The 20,602-nt window shown below is 69.9% G+C and carries 17 protein-coding genes; 12 read left to right on the top strand and 5 right to left on the bottom strand.

Annotation, left to right across the window (positions count from 1 at the left end):
* Positions 1-59: 59 nt before the first annotated feature.
* From AB0L71_RS15655 to AB0L71_RS15640, 4 genes are all read left to right on the top strand, one after another.
* A complete protein-coding gene (locus AB0L71_RS15655) occupies positions 60-1,430 on the top strand; it encodes an APC family permease (protein WP_365242742.1) in 1,371 nt (456 codons plus the stop codon).
* Positions 1,431-1,524: 94 nt separating this feature from the next.
* Positions 1,525-2,736 carry an exodeoxyribonuclease VII large subunit gene (gene xseA / locus AB0L71_RS15650; RefSeq protein WP_365242740.1) on the top strand — a complete coding sequence of 404 codons (1,212 nt, stop codon included), beginning with the start codon at positions 1,525-1,527 and terminating at the stop codon, positions 2,734-2,736.
* A 132-nt stretch (positions 2,737-2,868) separates the two neighbouring features.
* The gene (locus AB0L71_RS15645) at positions 2,869-3,135 is read left to right on the top strand and encodes an exodeoxyribonuclease VII small subunit (protein ID WP_365242738.1); all 267 of its coding nucleotides are present in this window, start codon (positions 2,869-2,871) and stop codon (positions 3,133-3,135) included.
* A 155-nt stretch (positions 3,136-3,290) separates the two neighbouring features.
* Positions 3,291-3,881 carry a malonic semialdehyde reductase gene (locus tag AB0L71_RS15640; protein WP_365242736.1) on the top strand — a complete coding sequence of 197 codons (591 nt, stop codon included), beginning with the start codon at positions 3,291-3,293 and terminating at the stop codon, positions 3,879-3,881.
* Positions 3,882-3,965: 84 nt separating this feature from the next.
* On the opposite strand, the gene AB0L71_RS15635 is transcribed toward AB0L71_RS15640, so the two are convergent.
* Positions 3,966-4,484, bottom strand: coding sequence for a DUF4245 domain-containing protein (locus tag AB0L71_RS15635; protein ID WP_365242734.1), 519 nt, complete (start codon positions 4,482-4,484; stop codon positions 3,966-3,968).
* A 142-nt stretch (positions 4,485-4,626) separates the two neighbouring features.
* Here AB0L71_RS15635 and glpX point away from each other — a divergent pair, with 142 nt between their 5' ends.
* A complete protein-coding gene (glpX, locus tag AB0L71_RS15630; protein WP_365242733.1) occupies positions 4,627-5,658 on the top strand; it encodes a class II fructose-bisphosphatase in 1,032 nt (343 codons plus the stop codon).
* Positions 5,659-5,852: 194 nt separating this feature from the next.
* Here glpX and AB0L71_RS15625 read toward each other — a convergent pair whose 3' ends face one another.
* The gene (locus tag AB0L71_RS15625) at positions 5,853-6,236 is read right to left on the bottom strand and encodes a WhiB family transcriptional regulator (protein WP_365242731.1); all 384 of its coding nucleotides are present in this window, start codon (positions 6,234-6,236) and stop codon (positions 5,853-5,855) included.
* 234 nt (positions 6,237-6,470) lie between these two features.
* Entirely contained in the window at positions 6,471-7,133 is a 663-nt protein-coding gene (locus AB0L71_RS15620; protein WP_365242730.1) for a DUF1707 domain-containing protein, read from the bottom strand.
* Between the two features lie 182 nt (positions 7,134-7,315).
* On the opposite strand from AB0L71_RS15620, the gene AB0L71_RS15615 reads away from it, so the two are divergent.
* On the top strand, positions 7,316-8,992 hold the full coding sequence (locus AB0L71_RS15615) for a fumarate hydratase (protein WP_365242728.1): 1,677 nt from the start codon (positions 7,316-7,318) through the stop codon (positions 8,990-8,992).
* A gap of 135 nt (positions 8,993-9,127) precedes the next feature.
* Here AB0L71_RS15615 and AB0L71_RS15610 read toward each other — a convergent pair whose 3' ends face one another.
* Positions 9,128-10,657: a ricin-type beta-trefoil lectin domain protein gene (locus AB0L71_RS15610; protein ID WP_365242727.1), complete on the bottom strand. Its 1,530-nt coding sequence runs from the start codon at positions 10,655-10,657 to the stop codon at positions 9,128-9,130.
* A 104-nt stretch (positions 10,658-10,761) separates the two neighbouring features.
* On the opposite strand from AB0L71_RS15610, the gene AB0L71_RS15605 reads away from it, so the two are divergent.
* The 4 genes from AB0L71_RS15605 (at position 10,762) to AB0L71_RS15590 (ending at position 16,848) form a co-directional block, all read left to right on the top strand.
* Positions 10,762-12,174 carry a class II fumarate hydratase gene (locus AB0L71_RS15605; RefSeq protein ID WP_365242725.1) on the top strand — a complete coding sequence of 471 codons (1,413 nt, stop codon included), beginning with the start codon at positions 10,762-10,764 and terminating at the stop codon, positions 12,172-12,174.
* 44 nt (positions 12,175-12,218) lie between these two features.
* On the top strand, positions 12,219-12,917 hold the full coding sequence (locus AB0L71_RS15600) for a DUF402 domain-containing protein (RefSeq protein WP_365242723.1): 699 nt from the start codon (positions 12,219-12,221) through the stop codon (positions 12,915-12,917).
* Positions 12,918-13,315: 398 nt separating this feature from the next.
* Complete coding sequence (locus tag AB0L71_RS15595; RefSeq protein ID WP_365242721.1) at positions 13,316-15,253, top strand: SpoIIE family protein phosphatase; 1,938 nt, start codon at positions 13,316-13,318, stop codon at positions 15,251-15,253.
* A 125-nt stretch (positions 15,254-15,378) separates the two neighbouring features.
* The gene (locus AB0L71_RS15590) at positions 15,379-16,848 is read left to right on the top strand and encodes a catalase (RefSeq protein WP_365242719.1); all 1,470 of its coding nucleotides are present in this window, start codon (positions 15,379-15,381) and stop codon (positions 16,846-16,848) included.
* 83 nt (positions 16,849-16,931) lie between these two features.
* Here AB0L71_RS15590 and AB0L71_RS15585 read toward each other — a convergent pair whose 3' ends face one another.
* Positions 16,932-19,136 carry a transglycosylase domain-containing protein gene (locus AB0L71_RS15585; RefSeq protein ID WP_365242717.1) on the bottom strand — a complete coding sequence of 735 codons (2,205 nt, stop codon included), beginning with the start codon at positions 19,134-19,136 and terminating at the stop codon, positions 16,932-16,934.
* Between the two features lie 227 nt (positions 19,137-19,363).
* On the opposite strand from AB0L71_RS15585, the gene AB0L71_RS15580 reads away from it, so the two are divergent.
* Both AB0L71_RS15580 and AB0L71_RS15575 read left to right on the top strand, forming a co-directional pair.
* Complete coding sequence (locus tag AB0L71_RS15580) at positions 19,364-20,335, top strand: SPFH domain-containing protein (protein WP_365242715.1); 972 nt, start codon at positions 19,364-19,366, stop codon at positions 20,333-20,335.
* Entirely contained in the window at positions 20,332-20,556 is a 225-nt protein-coding gene (locus tag AB0L71_RS15575; protein ID WP_365242714.1) for a hypothetical protein, read from the top strand. Before AB0L71_RS15580 ends, AB0L71_RS15575 begins: the two co-directional genes overlap by 4 nt.
* Positions 20,557-20,602 lie beyond the last annotated feature (46 nt).

Below are 20,602 nucleotides of genomic sequence, written 5' to 3'. Positions count from 1 at the left end.
AACGCGCGAAAGATCGGCGGGGTCGCGAGACTGATGCGTACACGATCAACGGAGGGCTCATGGCGGGAACCGGCAGCGGGGACGCGGGGGCGGGCGCGGCTCACCGGGAGGAGGGCGGGCTGCACCGGACGCTCGGCTTCCGGGACCTGGTGGTCTACGGACTCCTGTTCATCGCCCCGATGGCGCCGGTCGGCGTGTTCGGCACCCTCGACGCGAAATCGGGCGGTGCGGTCGCGCTGGTCTATGTCGGGGCGACCGTCGTGATGGCGTTCACCGCGTTCAGTTACGCCCAGATGGTGCGGGTCGCGCCGCTGGCGGGCTCGGTCTTCGCGTACGCCCGCAAGGGGCTCGGGGAGGGGCCGGGGTTCATCGCCGGGTGGATGGCGATGCTCGACTATCTGCTGATCCCCGCGGTCGCCTATCTCTTCTCCGGGATCGCGCTGAACGCGCTGGTGCCGTCGGTGTCGCGGTGGGTGTGGACGGCGCTCGCGGTCGTCATCACCACGCTGCTCAATCTCTGGGGCGTCCGGGCCGCGGCGCGGGTGGGTTTCGCGGTCCTCGCGATGGAGATCGTGGTGCTGCTGGTGTTCCTGGTGTCGGCTGTGGTGGTTCTCGTCCGGGACGGGGCGCAGCGCGGCTGGCTGACCCCGTTCACCGGCGATGCAGGCTTCTCCGCGTCCGCGGTGCTCGGGGCAGTCTCGGTGGCGGTGCTGTCGTATCTGGGCTTCGACGCGATCGCCACCTTTGCCGAGGAGGTGACGGGCGGCTCGGAGAAGGTGGCGCGGGCGCTGCTGTTCTGTCTGGTGCTCGCGGGTGTGCTGTTCGTGGCGCAGGGGTATCTGGCGGCGCTGCTGGAGCCGATGTCGTCGGCGGAGCTGGCCGCCGATCCGGCCGCGCAGGGGTCGGCCTTCTACGACACGGTGGACTCCGCGGCCGGGGCCTGGCTGCACGATCTGGTGGCGGTCAGCAAGGCGATCGGGGCGGCCTTCGCGGCGCTGGCCGGGCAGGCCGCCGCCGGACGGCTGCTGTTCGCGATGGCCAGGGAGCGGCGGTTGCCCTCGCTGCTGTCCAGGGTCGACCCGCGGTCCGGGGTGCCCCGGTTCGCGATCCTGCTGGCCGCGGCGGTGACACTGGTGGCGGCGGTGTGGGCGGCCCGGCGCACCGACGGCCTGGACCATCTGGTGTCGGTCGTCGACATCGGCGCGCTGACGGCGTTCGTCCTGCTGCACGCGTCGGTGGTCGGCTGGTTCGCCGTCCACCGCATGGCGGGGCCGCCCAGCTGGTGGCGGCATGTGCTGGTGCCGGTGGTGGGCGCGGGGGTGCTGATCGTGGTGATCGCGGAGGCGACGGCGAGCGCTCAGCTGGTAGGGCTCTGCTGGCTGGGGGTGGGGCTGGTGGTTCTGGCGATGCAGTGGGGGCGGACGGTCTGAGGCTGCGGGTCCGGTAGCGGGGCGTGACGGCTGTCGGGGCGTGACGGTCGTAGGGCGCCGCTGATTGTCGGTGGCGCCGGATACGCTCGCTCGCATGGCTCTGCAAACGTCCCCGGAAGCTCCGCTGCCCGTCGGTGATGTGTCACGGCTCATCGGCGGATGGATCGACCGGCTCGGCTCCGTCTGGGTCGAGGGGCAGATCACCCAGCTGTCGCGGCGACCGGGTGCCGGCGTGGTGTTCCTGACGTTGCGCGACCCGTCGCAGGACATCTCGGTGAGCGTGACGTGCTTCCGCCAGGTCTTCGACCGGATCGCGGATGTGGTGACGGAGGGGGCCCGGGTCGTGGTCCTCGCGAAGCCCGAGTGGTACGCGCCCCGCGGTCAGCTGTCCCTGCGGGCCGCGGAGATACGGCCGGTCGGCATCGGTGAGCTGCTGGTCCGCCTCGAACAGCTGAAGAAGTCGCTGGCCTCGGAGGGTCTCTTCGCGCTCGACCGGAAGAAGCCGCTGCCGTTCCTGCCGCAACTGATCGGGCTGGTCTGCGGCCGCGCCTCGGCGGCCGAGCGCGATGTCCTGGAGAACGCGCGGCGGCGGTGGCCCGCGGTGCGGTTCGAGGTGCGCAACACGGCGGTGCAGGGGGTGCACGCGGTGAATCAGGTCGTCCAGGCCGTGACGGAGCTGGACGATCACCCGGACGTCGACGTGATCATCGTGGCGCGCGGCGGCGGCAGCGTGGAGGACCTGCTGCCGTTCTCGGACGAACGGCTGATCCGGGCGGTCGCCGCATGCCGTACCCCGGTGGTGTCGGCGATCGGTCATGAGCCGGACTCTCCCCTGCTCGACCTGGCCGCGGATCTGCGCGCCTCCACGCCGACGGACGCGGCGAAGAAGGTCGTGCCCGACGTGGGCGAGGAGCTGGACCGGGTGCAGCTGCTGCGGGACCGGGCGCTGCGGACCGTGCGGGGACTGCTGGACCGGGAGGAGCGGGGGCTGGCGCATGCGCTGGGCCGGCCGGTGATGGAGCAGCCGCGGCGCATGGTGGACGAGCGGGCGTCGGAGATCGACGCACTGGCCGGACGGGGCCGCCGGGTGCTGGGGCATCTGCTGGACCGGGCGGACTCGGAGCTCGCGCACACCCGGGCCCGGGTGGTCGCGCTGTCGCCCGCGGCGACGCTGGAGCGCGGATATGCGGTGCTCCAGCGGGCGGACGGCCATGTGGTGCGGGATCCCGCGGACGCGGGGGCGCCGGGCGACGTGCTGCGCGCACGGGTCTCGGGAGGAGAGTTCGCGGTGCGGGTCGGTGAGTGAGCGGGTGGGCGGCGAGCAGGTGCGTGGGAGCCGGTGGTCCGGCGGGACGACGCCCGGGCCGCCAAGGCGGCCCGACGGTGATGACGGACGAGGCAGAGGGCCCCTGAGGGGGCGGAACGTAGGGTGGGGCGCATGACGGACGACGGGACCACGACCGCCGGTGCCGCGGACACGCTCGGATACGAGCAGGCCCGCGACGAGCTGATCGAGGTGGTGCGCCGCCTGGAGGCGGGCGGTACGACGCTGGAGGAGTCCCTCGCGCTGTGGGAGCGGGGCGAGGAGCTGGCGAAGGTGTGCCGGCACTGGCTGGAGGGGGCGCGCGCACGGCTGGACGCGGCTCTGGCCGGGCCGGCCGGCACCGCGGAGGACGGCGGCGACACGGTGGCGGACAACGGCTGACGCCTTCCGGGGGCTCTCGCCGGTGGCCTGTTCGCACGGGTCCGCACTGTGGAACGGATCACCCCGCTCCAGTTTTAGTTGAAAGTTAACCTACTTCTCGCGTACCGTGGCCCTGTTACTTGATCACCGCGTACGTCCGGAAGGTGCACCGCACGATGTCCCTCGCTCTTGACCCCGCCGCCCAGGACCTCCTCTTCCGCGAGGCCCGCACGGCCAACACCTTCACCGACGAGCCGGTGACCGACGAGCAGGTCCAGGCGATATACGACCTGGTCAAGTACGGTCCGACCGCGTTCAACCAGTCGCCGCTGCGCATCGTCCTGGTCCGCTCCGACGACGCCCGCGCGCGCCTCGTCCAGCACATGGCCGAGGGCAACCGCGCCAAGACCTCCACCGCCCCGCTGGTCGCCATCCTGGCCGCCGACAACGAGTTCCACGAGGAGCTCCCGGCCCTGCTGCCGCACTTCCCGCAGGCCAAGGACGCGTTCTTCTCCGAGCGCCCGGTCCGCGAGTCGTCCGCCGCCCTCAACGCCGCCCTGCAGGCCGCGTACTTCATCGTCGGCGTCCGTGCCGCCGGCCTCGCCGCGGGCCCGATGACCGGCCTGGACGCCGCGGGGATCGAGAAGGAGTTCCTGGACGGCGACCACAAGCTGCTGATGGTCGTCAACATCGGCAAGCCGGGCGAGGACGCCTGGTTCCCGCGCCTGCCGCGTCTCTCCTACGACGAGGTCGTCACCACCGTCTGACCGGCCACCGCACACGGACCAAGGGTCCCGGGGCAGCACACACCGTGCCGCCTCCGGGACCTTTTGCGCATGCCGCGGCGGTGCTCAGGAGGTCGTGAGCGCGGCCGCCATCTCCGCCAGCCGCTCCGGGGACGCGGAACCCGTGACCACCGTGGTCGCGTCCCCGTCCTGGCGCACCAGGGCGTCGTACTTGTCACCCTTCCAGCGCTGCCACGTCTCGCCCGCGACCTGCTGCGTGCGACCGGTGTTCTTGGCGTCCTGGCTGACCTCGGTCACGTACTTCTTCGACGGGGAGGTGGACTGCTCCACGGCGACGTACTTGCCCTCGGGATCGAGGAAGCCCAGGTGCCAGCTGGCGCCGGACTGGTGGTCATACCTGACCGAGGTCGGCTTCCAGTCCTTGCCCAGCCCGTCCGGGGCGGCCACCGGGTACGGTGCCGCGCGCCGCGCCGTCAGGAGCTCCACCCGGTAGTCGACCGCCTTGACCGGGTTGGCGTTCTCATCGTGCGGAACGAAGATGTAAATGAGCCCTGCCGCGGCGGAAATGACCGCCATCGACAGGAGCATGTCCCGCACTGTCTGCTTGCCTCGCTTGCTAGCCACGGCTCCATCGTCGCATTGGACCCGACCGCCCCGACTCCGGGGCAGCCCGCTCAAACGTGACCCGGTCTGCTCATTTTGTCGACCGGGCGATAGAGTCAGAGCACCCTCTTCCGGTCGCCGCCGTACAGAAAGGTGCGCTCCGATGTCCGAGCATCATCTGCCGTCCCAGCTCGAGGTCTCCCCGGAGGCCCCTGACCGCAACCTCGCCCTGGAGTTGGTCCGCGTCACCGAGGCCGCCGCCATGGCGGCGGGGCGCTGGGTCGGCCGCGGCGACAAGATCGGCGCCGACGGCGCGGCCGTGAAGGCCATGCGGACCCTCGTCTCCACCGTCTCGATGAACGGCGTCGTCGTCATCGGCGAGGGCGAGAAGGACGAAGCCCCCATGCTGTTCAACGGCGAGCACGTCGGCGACGGCACCGGCCCCGAGGTCGACATCGCCGTGGACCCGATCGACGGTACGACCCTGAACGCCAAGGGCATGCCGAACGCGATCGCCGTCCTGGCCGCCGCCGACCGCGGCGCCATGTTCGACCCGTCCGCCGTCTTCTACATGGACAAGCTGGTCACCGGCCCCGAGGCCGCCGACTTCGTCGACATCAACGCGCCCGTCTCGGTGAACATCCGCCGGGTCGCCAAGGCGAAGAACTCCGCCCCCGAGGACGTCACCGTCGTGATCCTCGACCGCCCCCGCCACGACGGCATCGTCAAGGAGATCCGGGAGACCGGCGCCCGGATCAAGTTCATCTCCGACGGCGACGTCGCGGGCTCGATCATGGCCGCCCGCGAGGGAACCGGCGTCGACCTCCTGATGGGGATCGGCGGCACCCCCGAAGGCATCATCTCGGCCTGCGCCATAAAGTGCCTCGGCGGCGTGATCCAGGGAAAGCTCTGGCCGAAGGACGAGGCCGAGCGGCAGCGCGCGCTGGACGCCGGGCACGACCTGGACCGGGTCCTGTCCACGGACGACCTGGTCAGCGGCGACAACGTGTTCTTCGTCGCGACCGGCATCACGGACGGTGAGCTGATGCGCGGCGTGCGGTACCGCGCGGAGACGGCGACCACCGAGTCGATCGTCATGCGGTCCAAGTCCGGCACCATCCGGAAGATCGACTCGACCCACCGGCTGTCGAAGCTGCGCGCCTACAGCGCCATCGACTTCGACCGCGCGAAGTAGACACCGTCCCCGGGCTGCAATCCGGGGAGCCGCGTACGAGGAGGCGCCCCCATGTGCGGTGGGGCGCCTCCTCGGGCGTACGAACCCCCTGACACACGGGCCACGCGCACCGGCCCGGCATGCACGGGATGCCGAGCGCACGGATGCGCGGAACGGAAGGCGCCGCTTCGGGCTCCTGAGGGCCGGTCGGCCGGTCAGCCCGCCGCGGCCACGCGGCCGGTCGGCCCGGAGGACGCGGACGCGGCCTTGAGTTCCACCTCGCGCCGCCTGCGACGGGCGAGGACCACGCGGCGTTCGGCGGCGGTGAGGCCGCCCCACACCCCGTACGGCTCCGGCTGTATGAGTGCGTGCTCCTGGCACTCGACCATGACCGGGCAGCGCGCGCAGACCCGCTTCGCGGACTCCTCACGCGCGAGTCTGGCAGCAGTCGGCTCCTTCGACGGGGCGAAGAACAGCCCGGCCTCGTCCCGGCGGCACACCGCCTCCGAGTGCCAGGGGCCGGCCTGTTCCTCCCGCGCCGGGGCGCGCTGGGGAGGAACGGCAGCGACCTGCAGGGGCTGATGCGGCAGTTGCAGCACGGTCTACTCCTGACGACGGCTTCGCGAGCGAGAGACGATGCAGCAGTCCCTACCCGCTGTACGCGCGCCTATGCACTGAGTGGACGCGATTCCGGGCCGCGAAAGGGAGGCCTGTCAGGGATTTGGCTTGTTTTCAAAGAGGTTCGAAGAAGTGCGGAAGAGTTCCGGTCATTCCTGGTCGGTTCCGTGCTCGCGCCGCAGCCGACGACGCCCGCCCGGGATTAAGGGCAGCCCTCAGCCCAGGTATTTGCGCAGCCGGTCCTGCAGATCCGCGATGAACTTCCCGCGCTTGGGCTTCGCCTCCACGCTGCCGAACACCGAATAGCCGTTGACGACGACCACGGGCGCTTCGGGGTCCGCGGATTCCAGCGTGACGACTTCGAAATTGCCGAAGACGCCGGTACCGCTGCCCCGCAGCGAGATGTTCTCGGGGACCTTGATGTCGACGCTTCCGAAGATGGACGTCGCGTTGATCACCGTGAGCCTCTGGCCGAAAAGCGCCTCGGTCAGGTCGATCTCCACACTGCCGAAGAGGGCGAAGGCGTTCGTCCGGCCGCCGACCCGCCAACGCCCCCTGCGGGTGGACCCGCTGAAGATCGCCACCAGGTTCTCGGACGGGCCCTGGGGATCCTGGTGACCAGGGGCGGCCGGTGCGGAGAACGCCTGGGAGGCACCCGGGGAGGCGGGAAGATCGCGCACCAACGGCTCCAGCTCACCCACGGTCTTGGCGCGGTAGACCGCCTCGACCCGCTCGGCATGCTCCTCGGCGGTGAGCCGGCCCTCGGCCAGGGCCTCGCGCAGGATGTCCGCGATCCGGTCGCGGTCCGCGTCGGAGGCGCGGATACCACCGTGTTCCGCCGGGGCCACAGGATGCTGGGGGTGCTTTTGGAGGTCCACCGGCCCAGCGTACCCAAACGCGATAGATCGCGACTAGGGCCTGACCCGCGTCCCGTCTCCGCTGTGTCGCCCTGTCCGGACGCCGAACTGAGCCTTACCTCACAGTTTCGGCGCACCGGCGGCGCTCTACCCTGGTGGATGCGCTGCCCAAGGGAGGTCAGCCACTGTCTGCCGAGTGAGGAATGGCCGTAATGCCAGAGTTTGCGTACTCCGATCTGCTCCCCCTGGGAGAGGACACCACGCCGTACCGTCTGGTGACCTCCGAGGGCGTCTCCACCTTCGAGGCCGACGGTCGTACGTTCCTCAAGGTCGCTCCGGAGGCACTGCGCACCCTGGCCGCCGAGGCCATGCACGACATCTCGCACTACCTGCGCCCCGCCCACCTGGCGCAGCTGCGACGGATCGTGGACGACCCCGAGGCCTCGTCGAACGACAAGTTCGTGGCGCTCGACCTGCTGAAGAACGCGAACATCGCGGCCGCGGGCGTGCTGCCGATGTGCCAGGACACCGGCACCGCGATCGTCATGGGCAAGCGCGGGCAGAACGTGCTCACCGAGGGCGGTGACGAAGAGGCCCTGTCGCGCGGCATCTTCGACGCGTACACCAAGTTGAACCTCCGCTATTCGCAGATGGCTCCGCTCACCATGTGGGAGGAGAAGAACACCGGCTCGAACCTGCCCGCGCAGATCGAGCTGTACGCCACCGACGGCGGCGCCTACAAGTTCCTCTTCATGGCGAAGGGCGGCGGCTCGGCCAACAAGTCGTTCCTCTTCCAGGAGACGAAGGCGGTGCTGAACGAGGCCTCCATGATGAAGTTCCTGGAGGAGAAGATCCGTTCGCTGGGCACGGCCGCCTGCCCGCCCTACCACCTGGCGATCGTCGTCGGTGGCACGTCGGCCGAGTTCGCGCTGAAGACCGCGAAGTACGCCTCCGCGCACTACCTGGACGAGCTGCCCGCCGAGGGTTCCCCCACCGGTCACGGCTTCCGGGACAAGGAGCTGGAGGAGAAGGTCTTCGAGCTGACGCAGAAGATCGGCATCGGCGCCCAGTTCGGCGGCAAGTACTTCTGCCACGACGTGCGCGTCGTCCGCCTCCCCCGCCACGGCGCCTCGCTGCCCGTCGCGATCGCCGTGTCCTGCTCGGCGGACCGGCAGGCCACCGCGAAGATCACCGCGGAGGGCGTCTTCCTGGAGCAGCTGGAGAAGGACCCGGCCCGCTTCCTGCCGGACACCACGGACGAGCAGCTCGACGAGGCGGGTGACGTCGTGAAGATCGACCTCAACCGGCCGATGGACGAGATCCTCACCGAGCTGACCCGGTACCCGGTCAAGACCCGGCTCTCGCTGACCGGCTCGCTGGTCGTGGCCCGCGACATCGCGCACGCCAAGATCAAGGAGCGGCTGGACGCGGGCGAGGAGATGCCGCAGTACCTGAAGGACCACCCGGTCTACTACGCGGGCCCGGCGAAGACCCCCGAGGGGTACGCCTCCGGCTCCTTCGGCCCGACCACGGCCGGCCGCATGGACAGCTATGTCGAACAGTTCCAGGCGGCGGGCGGCTCCAAGGTGATGCTGGCCAAGGGCAACCGGTCCAAGCAGGTCACCGACGCGTGTGCGGCGCACGGCGGTTTCTACCTCGGCTCGATCGGCGGCCCGGCGGCGCGCCTGGCGCAGGACTGCATCAAGAAGGTCGAGGTCGTCGAGTACGAGGAGCTCGGCATGGAGGCGGTGTGGAAGATCGAGGTCGAGGACTTCCCGGCGTTCATCGTGGTCGACGACAAGGGCAACGACTTCTTCACCGAGCCCGCCCCGGCTCCGACGTTCACCAGCATTCCGGTGCGGGGTCCGGGTCTCGCCTGATGGCGTGAACCCTTCCGGTTGGCCGGCCCGGCCGGAAGGCGGGACGGCCGGGGCCGGTCCGGTCAGGGCGGGACGACCAGGTCGTCCCGCCCTTTCCTTCTGCGCGAACCGGAATCAGGTCTGCGCGGACCGGAATCAGGCGAACCGCTGGTTCGCGCTGCCGTCGCAGCTCTGCAGCCTCAGCGGCTCCTTGGCCCCCGCGAGAGTCAGGCACAGCCCGGTCGCGGCAGCCGGTCGCAGCGTGCCCGACCGGGCGACGAACTGCTGGTTGGCCGCGCCCGAGCAGTTCCACAGGATGAGTGCGGCACCGGCCTTGTAGTCGGCGCCCGGGACGTCGAGGCAGCGGTCGTGGCTGAGTTCCGTGTGGATGCTCTGCGTCGCGGAGTCGAGCCACCAGCCCTGGTTGCGGCCACCGTGGCAGTCCCAGCCGGTGACCCCGGTGCCGTTGCGGGTCACCGAGGCGGGGGCGTCCAGGCAGGTGCCCGTGGCCTCGTTCCTCAGTGGCTCGAAGACGTCGTCCCACGCCACCGCCTGCAGCACCGGCTGTCCCGTGCTCGCCGGATCGGCGCAGCTCGCCTCCCGCAGGGACGACTGGTAGATCTGGGTCAGGCAGGAGGCGAAGGCCGCGTGGCCCCGGGCGTTGGGGTGGAAGGACTGCCGTACCGAGTTGGAGTCCGGCGGGAAGTGCGAGAGGTCGATGTAGAGACCGCGGACCCAGGTGCTCTCGCTGCAGACCTCGTGGCCGTGGAAGAGCCGGGAGTTGTCGAGGTAGACGGCCCCGGTGTCGGCGGCGGCGGTGCGCATGCCGCGTTCGAAGGCGGGGACCGCGACGTTGCGGCCCCAGGCGGCGTCGGAGTCGTATCCGGCACAGCCGCCGGGGATCTTGCCCGGGAAGTCGGGGTTGTCGTAGAAGTCCGGGCCGATGGGGCTCGGGTAGCCCATGACCACGAGCTTGTAGTCGTCGGTGGCGTATCCGGCGTCGGTCATGACGGTCCGCAGGTCGCGCACCGTCTTCTCGACCTTGGGGACGAGTCCGTCGACGCGCGCCTGCCAGCCGCTCTCGTACTTCGACTGGCACGCCCCCTGGAGGAGGACCCAGCGCTCGACGCAGTCCGTCATGACCGGGCCGAACTGGAGGTCGTCATTGGCGCCGGCGACGAGCACGATCATCTTGATGCGTGTGTTGCGGGCCTTGATGGCGAGGTTGTCGCTCTGCACCAGTTCGTCGGCGTACTGCTTGGATCCGCCGATCACGATGTTCCCGGTGTACGCGCCGGAGCAGGAGACGTTGTACGTGACGTCGGCCGGGATTCCGGTGCGGTGGATGGCGGAGTCGGGTGAGCGGTGGCACCAGTTGTCCGGGCCGTCGGTGCCCGCTTCGTAGGTGCCGACGCCCTCGCCGGAGATCTCGCTGTCGCCGAGCGAGATCAGCCCGGTCTTGCGGTCGGCGAGCGGACGCTCGGCCGGGTCGCCGTACAGCTGGGTGGCCTCGGCGGCGCGGATGGCCTCCAGCTCGGGTGACAGGGGCGTGGATGCGGTAGTGGTGGTACCGGCCCGCTCAGCCGCTCCGGCCGGCCCTGTTGCGGCGACCGTGCCGCCCCATGCGGCCGCCATGGCCGCGGCTGCCGCGACCGTACAGCGAAGTCTGTGCCTGGTGCGCCTCATTGCGCCTCCCCGGGATGTGGTTACTCCCGGTATTTACTGGTCGGTAGACGACTTGGGAACAGACAGAACAAGACAACTGCTCAACTTTTTCAGGAGGTTGTTCCATGACCGACGCTCAGACCCCCGGGGACGGTACGGAATTCCGCATCGAGCACGACTCGATGGGCGAGGTGAGGGTGCCCGCCGGCGCCAGGTGGCGGGCCCAGACCCAGCGCGCGGTGGAGAACTTCCCGATCTCCGGGCAGCGCCTGGAGCGGGCCCACATCGAGGCGCTGGCCCGGATCAAGGCGGCGGCGGCCAAGGTGAACGCCGAGCTGAAGGTGCTCGACCCGGACATCGCGCGGGCCGTGCAGGAGGCCGCCGAGGAGGTGGCCGAAGGGCGCTGGGACGCCCACTTCCCCATCGATGTCTTCCAGACCGGGTCCGGCACCTCGTCCAACATGAACACCAACGAGGTCGTCGCCACCCTCGCCACCGAACGCCTGGGCCGCGAGGTCCACCCGAACGACCACGTCAACGCCTCACAGTCGTCCAACGACGTCTTCCCGTCCTCCATCCACATCGCCGCGACCGCGGCCGTCACCCACGACCTGATCCCGGCGCTGGACCATCTGGCCGCGTCCCTGGAGCGTAAGTCCGCCGAGTTCGCGGAGGTCGTGAAGTCGGGACGCACGCATCTGATGGACGCGACGCCCGTCACCCTGGGCCAGGAGTTCGGCGGCTACGCGGCGCAGATCAGGTACGGCATCGAGCGGCTGCGCGCCGTCCTCCCCCGCCTCGCCGAGCTGCCGCTCGGCGGCACGGCCGTCGGCACCGGCATCAACACCCCGCCCGGCTTCTCCGCCGCCGTCATCGCCGAGGTCGCCCACGCCACCGGTCTGCCGCTCACCGAGGCCCGGAACCACTTCGAGGCGCAGGGGGCGCGGGACGGTCTGGTGGAGACGTCCGGCCAGCTCCGTACCATCGCCGTCTCGCTCACGAAGATCTGCAACGACCTGCGCTGGATGGCGTCCGGGCCCCGCACCGGTCTGGCCGAGATCAGCCTTCCCGACCTCCAGCCGGGTTCGTCGATCATGCCGGGGAAGGTGAATCCGGTCATTCCCGAGGCCGCGCTGATGGTCGCGGCCCAGGTGATGGGGAACGACCAGACGGTCGCCGTCGCGGGCGCGGCAGGCAACTTCGAGCTCAATGTGATGCTTCCGGTCATCGCGAAGAACCTGCTGGAGTCGGTGCGTCTGCTGTCCCATGTCTCCCGGCTGCTCGCGGACCGTACGGTCGACGGGATCACCGCGCATGTGGAGCGGGCCAGGGAGTACGCCGAGTCCTCGCCCTCGGTCGTCACCCCGCTGAACAAGTACATCGGCTACGAGGAGGCGGCGAAGGTGGCCAAGAAGTCCCTCGCCGAACGCAGGACGATCCGCGAGGTGGTCCTGGAATCGGGGTACGTCGAGCGCGGCGACCTCACCGTGGAGCAACTCGACGAGGCACTGGACGTCTTGCGTATGACCCGCCCGTGACCTGCGGCACCGTCAGCGGAAGCCGGCCGCTCTAAGATCTGTCCATGGCAGGTACCGGAGACATCGAGCACTGGGCACCGGGCGATCAGATCCTGTGGCGCTACCGTGGCAACGTCCTGCCCCGGCAGGACGCCGCACCGGATCGCGCCGCGGGCCCGGTCCACATCTGTCGCCCCGTCACCGTCGTCCAGGACACCGGTGATCTGCTCGCCGTCTGGGTGGCGCCCGGTACCGAGTGCGTGAAGCCGATCCTGGCGGACGGCACCGAGGTGCACGACGAGCCGCTCGTCACCCGGTACACCGCACCGCGCACCACCGCCCGCGCACCCTGGCTGGGCAACGGGGTGCTGAAGCTCGCCCGTCCTGGTGAACCCTGGTCGGTCTGGCTGTTCTGGGAACCGGGCTGGCGGTTCCGCAGCTGGTACGTGAACCTGGAGGAACCGCGCACCCGCTGGGCGGGCGGCATCGACTCCGAGGATCACTTTCTCGACATCTCCGTCTACCCGGACCGCAGTTGGGTCTGGCGCGACGAGGACGAGTTCGCCCAGGCGCAACGGGTCGGTCTGATGACCCCGCAGACCGCGGTGCGGGTACGGGAGGCGGGCCGCGCCGCCGTCGAGGTGATCCGCGACTGGGGCGCGCCGTTCCGGGACGGCTGGGAACGGTGGCGGCCCGATCCGCTCTGGCCGGTTCCGGCACTTCCGGATGACTGGGACCATACCCCCTCGCCCATGCCGTCGTGAGACCCTTGATGCGCCCCAGGGGGGCAACCGTAGGATCGTCCTCCGGACGGCCGCGTCACCCAACCTGCATGCGCGGCACCGAAGCTGACCGCACGTCATGGCACGAGCACGACGCCACGAGCACCACGCCACGAGCACCACGCACTGCGCGAGCTGTATGAGCGGCATGAGTCGTATGAACCGTATGAGCCACTACGAGGGGGTGGAGACATGTTCGCTGTTGCCTGCCCCGTCACCAAAAACGTTGTCACCGGGCCACGGAACGAACAGCCGGTTTCGGCCCCTCTTCCGGGGGCCTGTGGTGACAGCCGTTGTTATCGCCGCCCTCGCCGGGGCAGAGTAGCGCCCCACAAGGTGATTGCCTCATACAACCGGCCCGGACGGACGGAATCCCAAGCGTGACGGAGCACCCCACCTCCCACGAAGGCCGGCAGCCTCTCGCCGCCCGGTCGCAGGAGCACGCCCGGACGCGGCAACAGGATGCCGCGGCGAGCTCCTCCCCTGCCGCCGCGATCCCGGGCCCGGCCACGGCGCCGGGTCCGGGCGCGATTCCCGCGGCCCCGCCGGCTGCGACGGCGGAGGCGCATGCCGCTGCCGGCCCGGACCCGCAGACAGCGGCCCGTCGCGAGGGCGACCGGCTGCGTTTCGTCGGGGCCGCCACCCGGCGGATCGCCCGCGGCATAGACCTGGACGAGATCGTGCTGGGGCTGTGCCGGGCCAGCGTGCCGACGTTCTCCGACGCCATACTCGTCTACCTCCGCGACCCGCTCCCGGTCGGCGACGAGCGCCCGGTCACCCCGTTCGTCCTGCGTCTGCGCCGGTCCGACCGGCTGCGGCTGAACGAGGAGGAGACCGAGCCCGCGTCGGAGATCGAACGGCTGCGGCTGCCCGTCGTCGATCCGTACGGTGATCTGCCCCCGGCGGCCGAGCTGTGCGAGGTCCGTTCGGGCGGCGCGCTCGCCGAGGTGCTGCGCGGGGTGCGGCCGGTGTTCGGCGATTCCGCCGCGGCCCGTGCGGCGCTGCCGGAGCTGCTCGGCACCGGTCGGTCCGCACCCACCGGACACCGTGCGATCCTCGCCCCGCTGCGCGGCCGGCGGCGGGTGATCGGCGCCGCCGTGTTCCTGCGCGGGACCGAACGGCAGCCCTTCGAGGCCAACGACCTGCTGGTCGCCGCCCAGCTGGCGACGCACACCGCGCTCGGCATCGACAAGGCCATGCTGTACGGCCGCGAGGCCTATATCGCCGACGAGCTGCAGCGCACCATGCTGCCCGACTCGCTGCCGCAGCCGACCGGCGTCCGGCTGGCGTCCCGCTATCTCCCGGCCGCCGAGACGGCCCGGGTCGGCGGTGACTGGTACGACGCGATCCCGCTGCCCGGGAGCCGGGTCGCCCTGGTCGTCGGCGACGTCATGGGCCACTCCATGACCTCCGCGGCGATCATGGGCCAGCTGCGCACCACCGCGCAGACCCTCGCCGGGCTCGACCTGCCCCCGCAGGAGGTGCTGCACCACCTCGACGAGCAGGCGCAGCGGCTCGGCACCGACCGCATGGCGACCTGCGTGTACGCGGTGTACGACCCCGTCGCGCACCGCATCACCATCGCCAATGCCGGGCATCCCCCGCCCGTCCTGCTCCACCTGGGCGGCCGTGCGGAGGTGCTGCGGGTACCGCCCGGCGCTCCGATCGGCGTCGGGGGTGTGGACTTCGAGGCCGTCGAGCTGGAGGCGCCCGCGGGGGCCACGCTGCTGCTCTACACCGACGGTCTGGTGGAGTCCCGGCTGCGGGATGTCTGGACCGGGATCGAGCAGTTGCGTGAACGGCTCGCCACCACCGCCGGGCTCACCGGACCGGACCATTCGCCGCCGCTGGAGGCCCTCTGCGACGACGTGCTCGACATGCTCGGTCCGGGCGACCGCGACGACGACATCGCCCTGCTGGCCGCCCGGTTCGACGGGATCGCGCCGAGCGACGTCGCGTTCTGGCACCTGGAGCCGGAAGGGACTGCTCCGGGCCGGGCCCGGAGGCTGGCCCGGCGGGCGCTGAGCCGCTGGGGGCTCGACGATCTCTCCGATTCGGTGGAGCTGCTGGTCAGTGAGGTGGTGACCAATGCGGTGCGTTATGCGGAGCGGCCGGTGACCCTGCGGTTGCTGCGCACCGACGTCCTGCGCTGCGAGGTCGGCGACGACGCGCCACAGTTGCCCCGGCAGCGCCGGGCCCGGGACATGGACGAGGGCGGCCGCGGCCTGTTCCTGGTGAACCGGCTGGCCCGGCGTTGGGGAGCGACGCGCCTTTCGACCGGCAAGGTGGTCTGGTTCGAGATGCCGCCCCGGGGCTGAATGCTGGTAGTGAGAAGAGCCCTGCACGGACGGTAGCCAAATGTTGCCGACCTCCTGTCGGCGGAGTTGACTTCAGTCGTGAACGAGACGGCCTGACCGAAACCCCCACCGACGGGAGGACGCTCGTGCCCGAGGAATCGAAGACCAGGAACACCCCCTACACGACGAACAACGCCGGAATCCCGGTGGAGAGCGACGAACACTCGCTCACTGTCGGGTCCGACGGTCCGATTCTGCTCCAGGACCACTACCTCATCGAGAAGATGGCCCAGTTCAACCGTGAACGGGTCCCGGAACGAGTGGTCCACGCCAAGGGCTCCGGCGCCTACGGCTTCTTCGAGGTGACCAACGACATCAGCCAGTTCACCAAGGCCGACCTCTTCCAACCGGGCAAGCGGACCGCCATGCTCGCCCGCTTCTCCACGGTCGCCGGTGAGCAGGGATCCCCCGACACCTGGCGCGACCCCCGCGGATTCGCGCTGAAGTTCTACACGGAACACGGCAACTACGACATGGTCGGCAACAACACGCCGATCTTCTTCGTGCGCGACCCGATGAAGTTCCAGGACTTCATCCGCTCGCAGAAGCGCCGCCCGGACAGTGCGGTGCGCGATCACAACATGCAGTGGGACTTCTGGACGCTCTCCCCCGAGTCCGCCCACATGGTCACCTGGCTGATGGGTGACCGCGGCATCCCGAAGACGTACCGCCACATGAACGGCTACAGCTCGCACGCCTATATGTGGGTGAACGCGGGAGGCGAGAGGTTCTGGATCAAGTACCGCTTCAAGACGGACCAGGGCATCGACTTCTACACGCAGGACGAGGCCGACCGGATGGCCGGCATCGACGGCGACGTGCACCGGCGGGACCTGCACGAATCGATCGAGCGAGGTGATCACCCGAGCTGGACGCTGTATGTCCAGATCATGCCGTTCGAGGACGCGCCGGACTACCGGTTCAACCCCTTCGACCTCACGAAGGTGTGGCCGCACGGGGACTATCCGGAGATCGAGGTCGGGCGGATGACGCTCGACGAGAACCCGGAGGACTTCTTCGTCCACATCGAGCAGGCGTCCTTCGAGCCGTCGAACCTGGTGCCCGGCATCGGTCCGTCGCCCGACAAGATGCTGCTCGGCCGGCTCTTCTCGTATCCGGACACCCACCGGTACCGGATCGGCCCGAACTACGCGCAACTGCCCCCGAACCGGCCGCGGTTCGGCCGTAACTCGTACGCGAAGGACGGCCCCATGCGGTACGAGCCGACGCGTACCGGAGCGGTCTACGCACCGAACTCGTACGGTGGTCCGGCCGCCGACACCACGCGCTTCGGTGACCCGGCGGGCTGGGCGACGGCGGGCGAGATGGTGCACGAGGCGTACAAGCTGCACAGCGAGGACGACGACTGGGGTCAGGCGGGCACGATGGTCCGCAAGGTCCTCGACGACGCGGCACGCGAGCGGCTGGTGTCGAACATTTCCGGCCATCTGCTGGACGGTGTGAGCGCCCCGGTCCTGGAGCGGGCGCTGCAGTACTGGCGCAACGTGGACAAGGACCTGGGCGACCGGGTCGCCAAGAAGGTCAACGGCGGCTGACCACGCCGTGCGCGACACAGGGGTCAGGGGCGGTGCCGGCCGGCACCGCCCCTGACCCCTGTGTGCTCACTGCTGCGACGTGCTCACTGCTGCGACGCGGTGCCGTCGTCGTTGTTCCCCGGCCGCCCCGTGCCGCTGCCCTCGCCGGGCAGCACCGGGGACTGGCTCGGCAGCTCCACCGGCTGGCTCGGCTCCTCGACGGGCGGCTCGCTGGTCGCGTCGCCGGGTGTCTCGACCGGGCTCTGAGACGGCTGCACGGACGACGAGGAAGGCTCCGGGTCGGGGCTCTGCGACGCCGAGGGGCTCGTCGACGGGCTGGCCGGCAGGGAGACCTCGCCCCGCTCGACGTTCTGCAGGTCGAACCGGGCCGCGGAGCCGCCGTTCAGTGCGGCAAGGGTGTAGTCCGCCCAGATCTGCGCCGGGAAGCCGCCACCGTTGGCCCGGCCGGAGTTGGCGGTGCCGGTCAGGCTGACCTGGCCGCCGCCCTCCTTGGGCGATTCACCGAAGAGCGCCACGACCGTGGCGAGCTCCGGGGTGTAGCCGGCGAACAGGGCGGACTTGTTGTTCTCGGAGGTGCCCGTCTTGCCGGCCGCGTCGTAGGCCGTGGTGTTGGCCGCCCGGCCGGAGCCGCTGTCCACGACGCCCCGGAGGACGGAGGTCACGGTGTCGGCGGATTTGCGGCTGATCACCTGGTCGCCGATGCCCTCGACCGGATCGACCGTTCGGTCGCGGTTCTTGGCGGACTTCACGATGAACGGGGTGACCTTCTTGCCGTGGTTGTCGAGCGTGGCGTACACGCCCGCCATGTCCCAGGTCGAGGCGTTCATGGTGCCGAGCGTGATGGCGGGGCGCTCGGGGAAGTTCTTGTCCGGTACGCCGAGCGCCAGCGCGGTCTTCTTCACCGCGGACGGGCCGACGTCGACCACCATCTGCGCGAAGACCGAGTTGATCGACTTGTTCATCGCGGTCTGCACGGTGACGCTGCCGTAGCTCTGGTCGTCCTCGTTCTCCGGGGCGAACGGGGTGTCGCTGCCCACGACGGGCCGCTTGCTGGTGCCGTCGTACCGGGTGTTGACGCCGATCCGGTCGCCGTCCTGGGTCTTCGCCCCGTTCTCCAGCGCGGAGGCCAGCACCAGCGGCTTGAAGGTGGAGGCGGGCTGGTAGTCCTGGCGCGTGGCGTTGGATATGTAGTGCTTGACGTAGTCCACACCGCCGTAGAGCGCGGCGACCGCGCCGGTCTTCGGGTCGACGGAGGTGGCACCCGCCTGGACGGTCGCGTCGACCTTGTTGCCCTCGCGGTCGAGCCGGGACTCCAGCTGGTTGTCGACCGCCTGCTCCAGTTGCTGCTGCCGCTTCTTGTCGATGGTGAGGGTGAAGGTCCAGCCGCCGGCCTGCCGCATGTCGTCGGTGACGCCCTGCTTGTCCAGCTCCTTGTTGGCGGCCTCGACGAGGTAGCCGGTCTGGCCCTCCAGGCCGCGGGCGGGCTTGGGCTTGTCCGGGACGGGGAACTTCAGGGTGTCGCGCTCGGCCTGGTCGAGCCAGTGCATCTCGACCATGTTGTCGAGCGTGTAGCCCCAGCGTTCCTTGACGAGCTTCTTGCCGGTCGCCGTGGCGGTGGCCCAGTCGTACTGGCTGGGAGCCTGGAGCAGGGCGGCCAGATAGGCGCCCTGGGAGACGTTCAGGTCCTTGGCGTCGACGCCGTAGTAGGCCTGCGCGGCGGCCTGGATGCCGCTCGCGCCGCGTCCGTAGTACGCGGTGTTGATGTACCCGGCGAGGATCTCGCTCTTGCTCATGCGCTGGTCGATCTTGAGCGAGATCACCAGTTCCTTGAGCTTGCGGCTGACCGTCGGGTCCTGGGTCAGGTAGTAGTTCTTCACGTACTGCTGGGTGATGGTCGAGCCACCCTGCTTGCCCTTGCCGGAGACCGTGTTGAGCAGGCCGCGGGCGGTGCCCTTCAGGTCGACGCCCTTGTCCTTGTAGAACGTCTTGTTCTCGGCGGCGACGAAGGTGTGCTGCACCTCCTTGGGTACCTCGGCGAGGTCCACGATCTGGCGGTTGACCCCGTTGCCGGTGCGGGTCAACAGGGTCCCGTCGCTGTACTGGTAGACGTTGCTCTGCCGCTCGGCCAGGGCGTTGGCCTTCGGTATGTCCACGTACAGATACAGGGCCACGAAGGCGCCCATGATCAGCAGGCAGAACCCGAAGAACGCGCCCACCAGCTTCCGCCAGGTGAAGAGCCTGCGTATGCCGCCGCTCTTCGCGGCCCGCCGCGCATCCGCTCGACCCATCGCCGTGTCGCTCCTGTTTCTCTGCTCGACCAGATCAGCTCAGCCAGCTAACACCGTCAGCACGGTCCAAAAGCAAGCGATGTGGTCTTTTCCGGACGTGACAATCAGCACCCACTCTCTAGGGAACCGACTCTCGGGAAGCCGCCAGGGTTGCGAATTCACATAATGTGTAATCACATTGCTAGCACCGATCCGCACCGCTCCACACTCTCGAAACGGGGGATCCCATGCCCGGCACCGGCAGCCCGCACACCGTGTCCACCCTGTCCGCAGACCTCACACCCGACGCTCCCGAGATGCCCGAACCACAGGTGAGGGAGGTGACGGCACACAGCATTCCGGGCGGCCTCGGCCTGCTGCTGACCGTGCTCGGAGTGATCGCCGGCATCGGTCTCGCGATCGCCGGCGGCGTCGCCGAGTCGAACGGGAACGACGGACTGGGCATCCCGGTCCTCGTCCTCGGGATCCTGCTCGCCATCGCCTCGTTCTTCTGCATGACGGGTGTGAAGATGGTCGCACCGGGCGAGGCGCGGGTGATCCAGCTCTTCGGCCGGTATGTCGGCACGATCCGTACCGACGGGCTGCGCTGGATCAACCCGTTCACCAGCAGCCGCAGGATCTCCACCCGGGTCCGCAACCACGAGACCGCGGTCCTGAAGGTCAACGACGCCTACGGCAACCCGATCGAGCTCGCCGCGATCGTCGTCTGGAAGGTCGAGGACACCGCACAGGCGCTCTTCGAGGTCGACGACTTCCTGGAGTTCGTCGCCACCCAGACCGAGGCGGCCGTCCGGCACATCGCGATCGAGTACCCGTACGACGCCCACGAGGAGGGCGGCCTCTCCCTGCGCGGCAACGCGGAGGAGATCACCGAGAAGCTGGCCATGGAGCTCACCGCCCGGGTGCAGGCCGCCGGGGTACGGATCATCGAGTCGCGCTTCAGCCACCTCGCGTACGCCCCCGAGATCGCCTCCGCGATGCTCCAGCGCCAGCAGGCCGGTGCGGTGGTGGCGGCCCGGCAGCAGATCGTCGAGGGAGCGGTCGGCATGGTCGAGATGGCGCTGACCCGGATCGCCGAGCAGGACATCGTCGAGCTGGACGCGGAGCGGAAGGCCGCCATGGTCAGCAATCTGATGGTGGTCCTGTGCGGTGACCGTGCGGCACAGCCGGTGCTCAACACGGGCACTCTGTACCAGTGACGGAAGAGACCCCCGGGCGCAGCCGCCCACCGCAGCGCAAACAGATGCTGCTGCGGCTGGATCCCGCGGTGCACGACGCCCTGGCCCGCTGGGCCTCCGACGAGCTGCGCAGCGCGAACGCCCAGATCGAGTTCCTGCTGCGCAGGGCGCTGGCGGAGGCGGGCCGCCTGCCCGGCACGGCCCGCCCGATCCCGCGCCGGGGCCGCCCGCCGAAGGCGTAGTGACCCCCCGGGGGCCCGTTTCGGGCCCCCGGACCGGCCACGACCG

Origin of the sequence: Streptomyces sp. NPDC052052, assembly GCF_040680455.1 — a bacterium.
Lineage (GTDB): Bacteria > Actinomycetota > Actinomycetes > Streptomycetales > Streptomycetaceae > Streptomyces.
This window is presented reverse-complemented; position numbering and strand designations above follow the sequence as displayed.

Excerpts from the sequence above, each read along its gene's own strand:
- AB0L71_RS15585 (WP_365242717.1), bottom strand. The coding sequence starts at position 19,136 with ATGGGTCGAGCGGATGCGCGGCGGGCCGCGAAGAGCGGCGGCATACGC.
- AB0L71_RS15610 (WP_365242727.1), bottom strand. The coding sequence starts at position 10,657 with ATGAGGCGCACCAGGCACAGACTTCGCTGTACGGTCGCGGCAGCCGCG.
- AB0L71_RS15605 (WP_365242725.1), top strand. The coding sequence starts at position 10,762 with ATGACCGACGCTCAGACCCCCGGGGACGGTACGGAATTCCGCATCGAG.
- glpX (WP_365242733.1), top strand. The coding sequence starts at position 4,627 with ATGTCCGAGCATCATCTGCCGTCCCAGCTCGAGGTCTCCCCGGAGGCC.
- xseA (WP_365242740.1), top strand. The coding sequence starts at position 1,525 with ATGGCTCTGCAAACGTCCCCGGAAGCTCCGCTGCCCGTCGGTGATGTG.
- AB0L71_RS15640 (WP_365242736.1), top strand. The coding sequence starts at position 3,291 with ATGTCCCTCGCTCTTGACCCCGCCGCCCAGGACCTCCTCTTCCGCGAG.
- AB0L71_RS15600 (WP_365242723.1), top strand. The coding sequence starts at position 12,219 with ATGGCAGGTACCGGAGACATCGAGCACTGGGCACCGGGCGATCAGATC.
- AB0L71_RS15645 (WP_365242738.1), top strand. The coding sequence starts at position 2,869 with ATGACGGACGACGGGACCACGACCGCCGGTGCCGCGGACACGCTCGGA.
- AB0L71_RS15580 (WP_365242715.1), top strand. The coding sequence starts at position 19,364 with ATGCCCGGCACCGGCAGCCCGCACACCGTGTCCACCCTGTCCGCAGAC.
- AB0L71_RS15655 (WP_365242742.1), top strand. The coding sequence starts at position 60 with ATGGCGGGAACCGGCAGCGGGGACGCGGGGGCGGGCGCGGCTCACCGG.
- AB0L71_RS15615 (WP_365242728.1), top strand. The coding sequence starts at position 7,316 with ATGGCCGTAATGCCAGAGTTTGCGTACTCCGATCTGCTCCCCCTGGGA.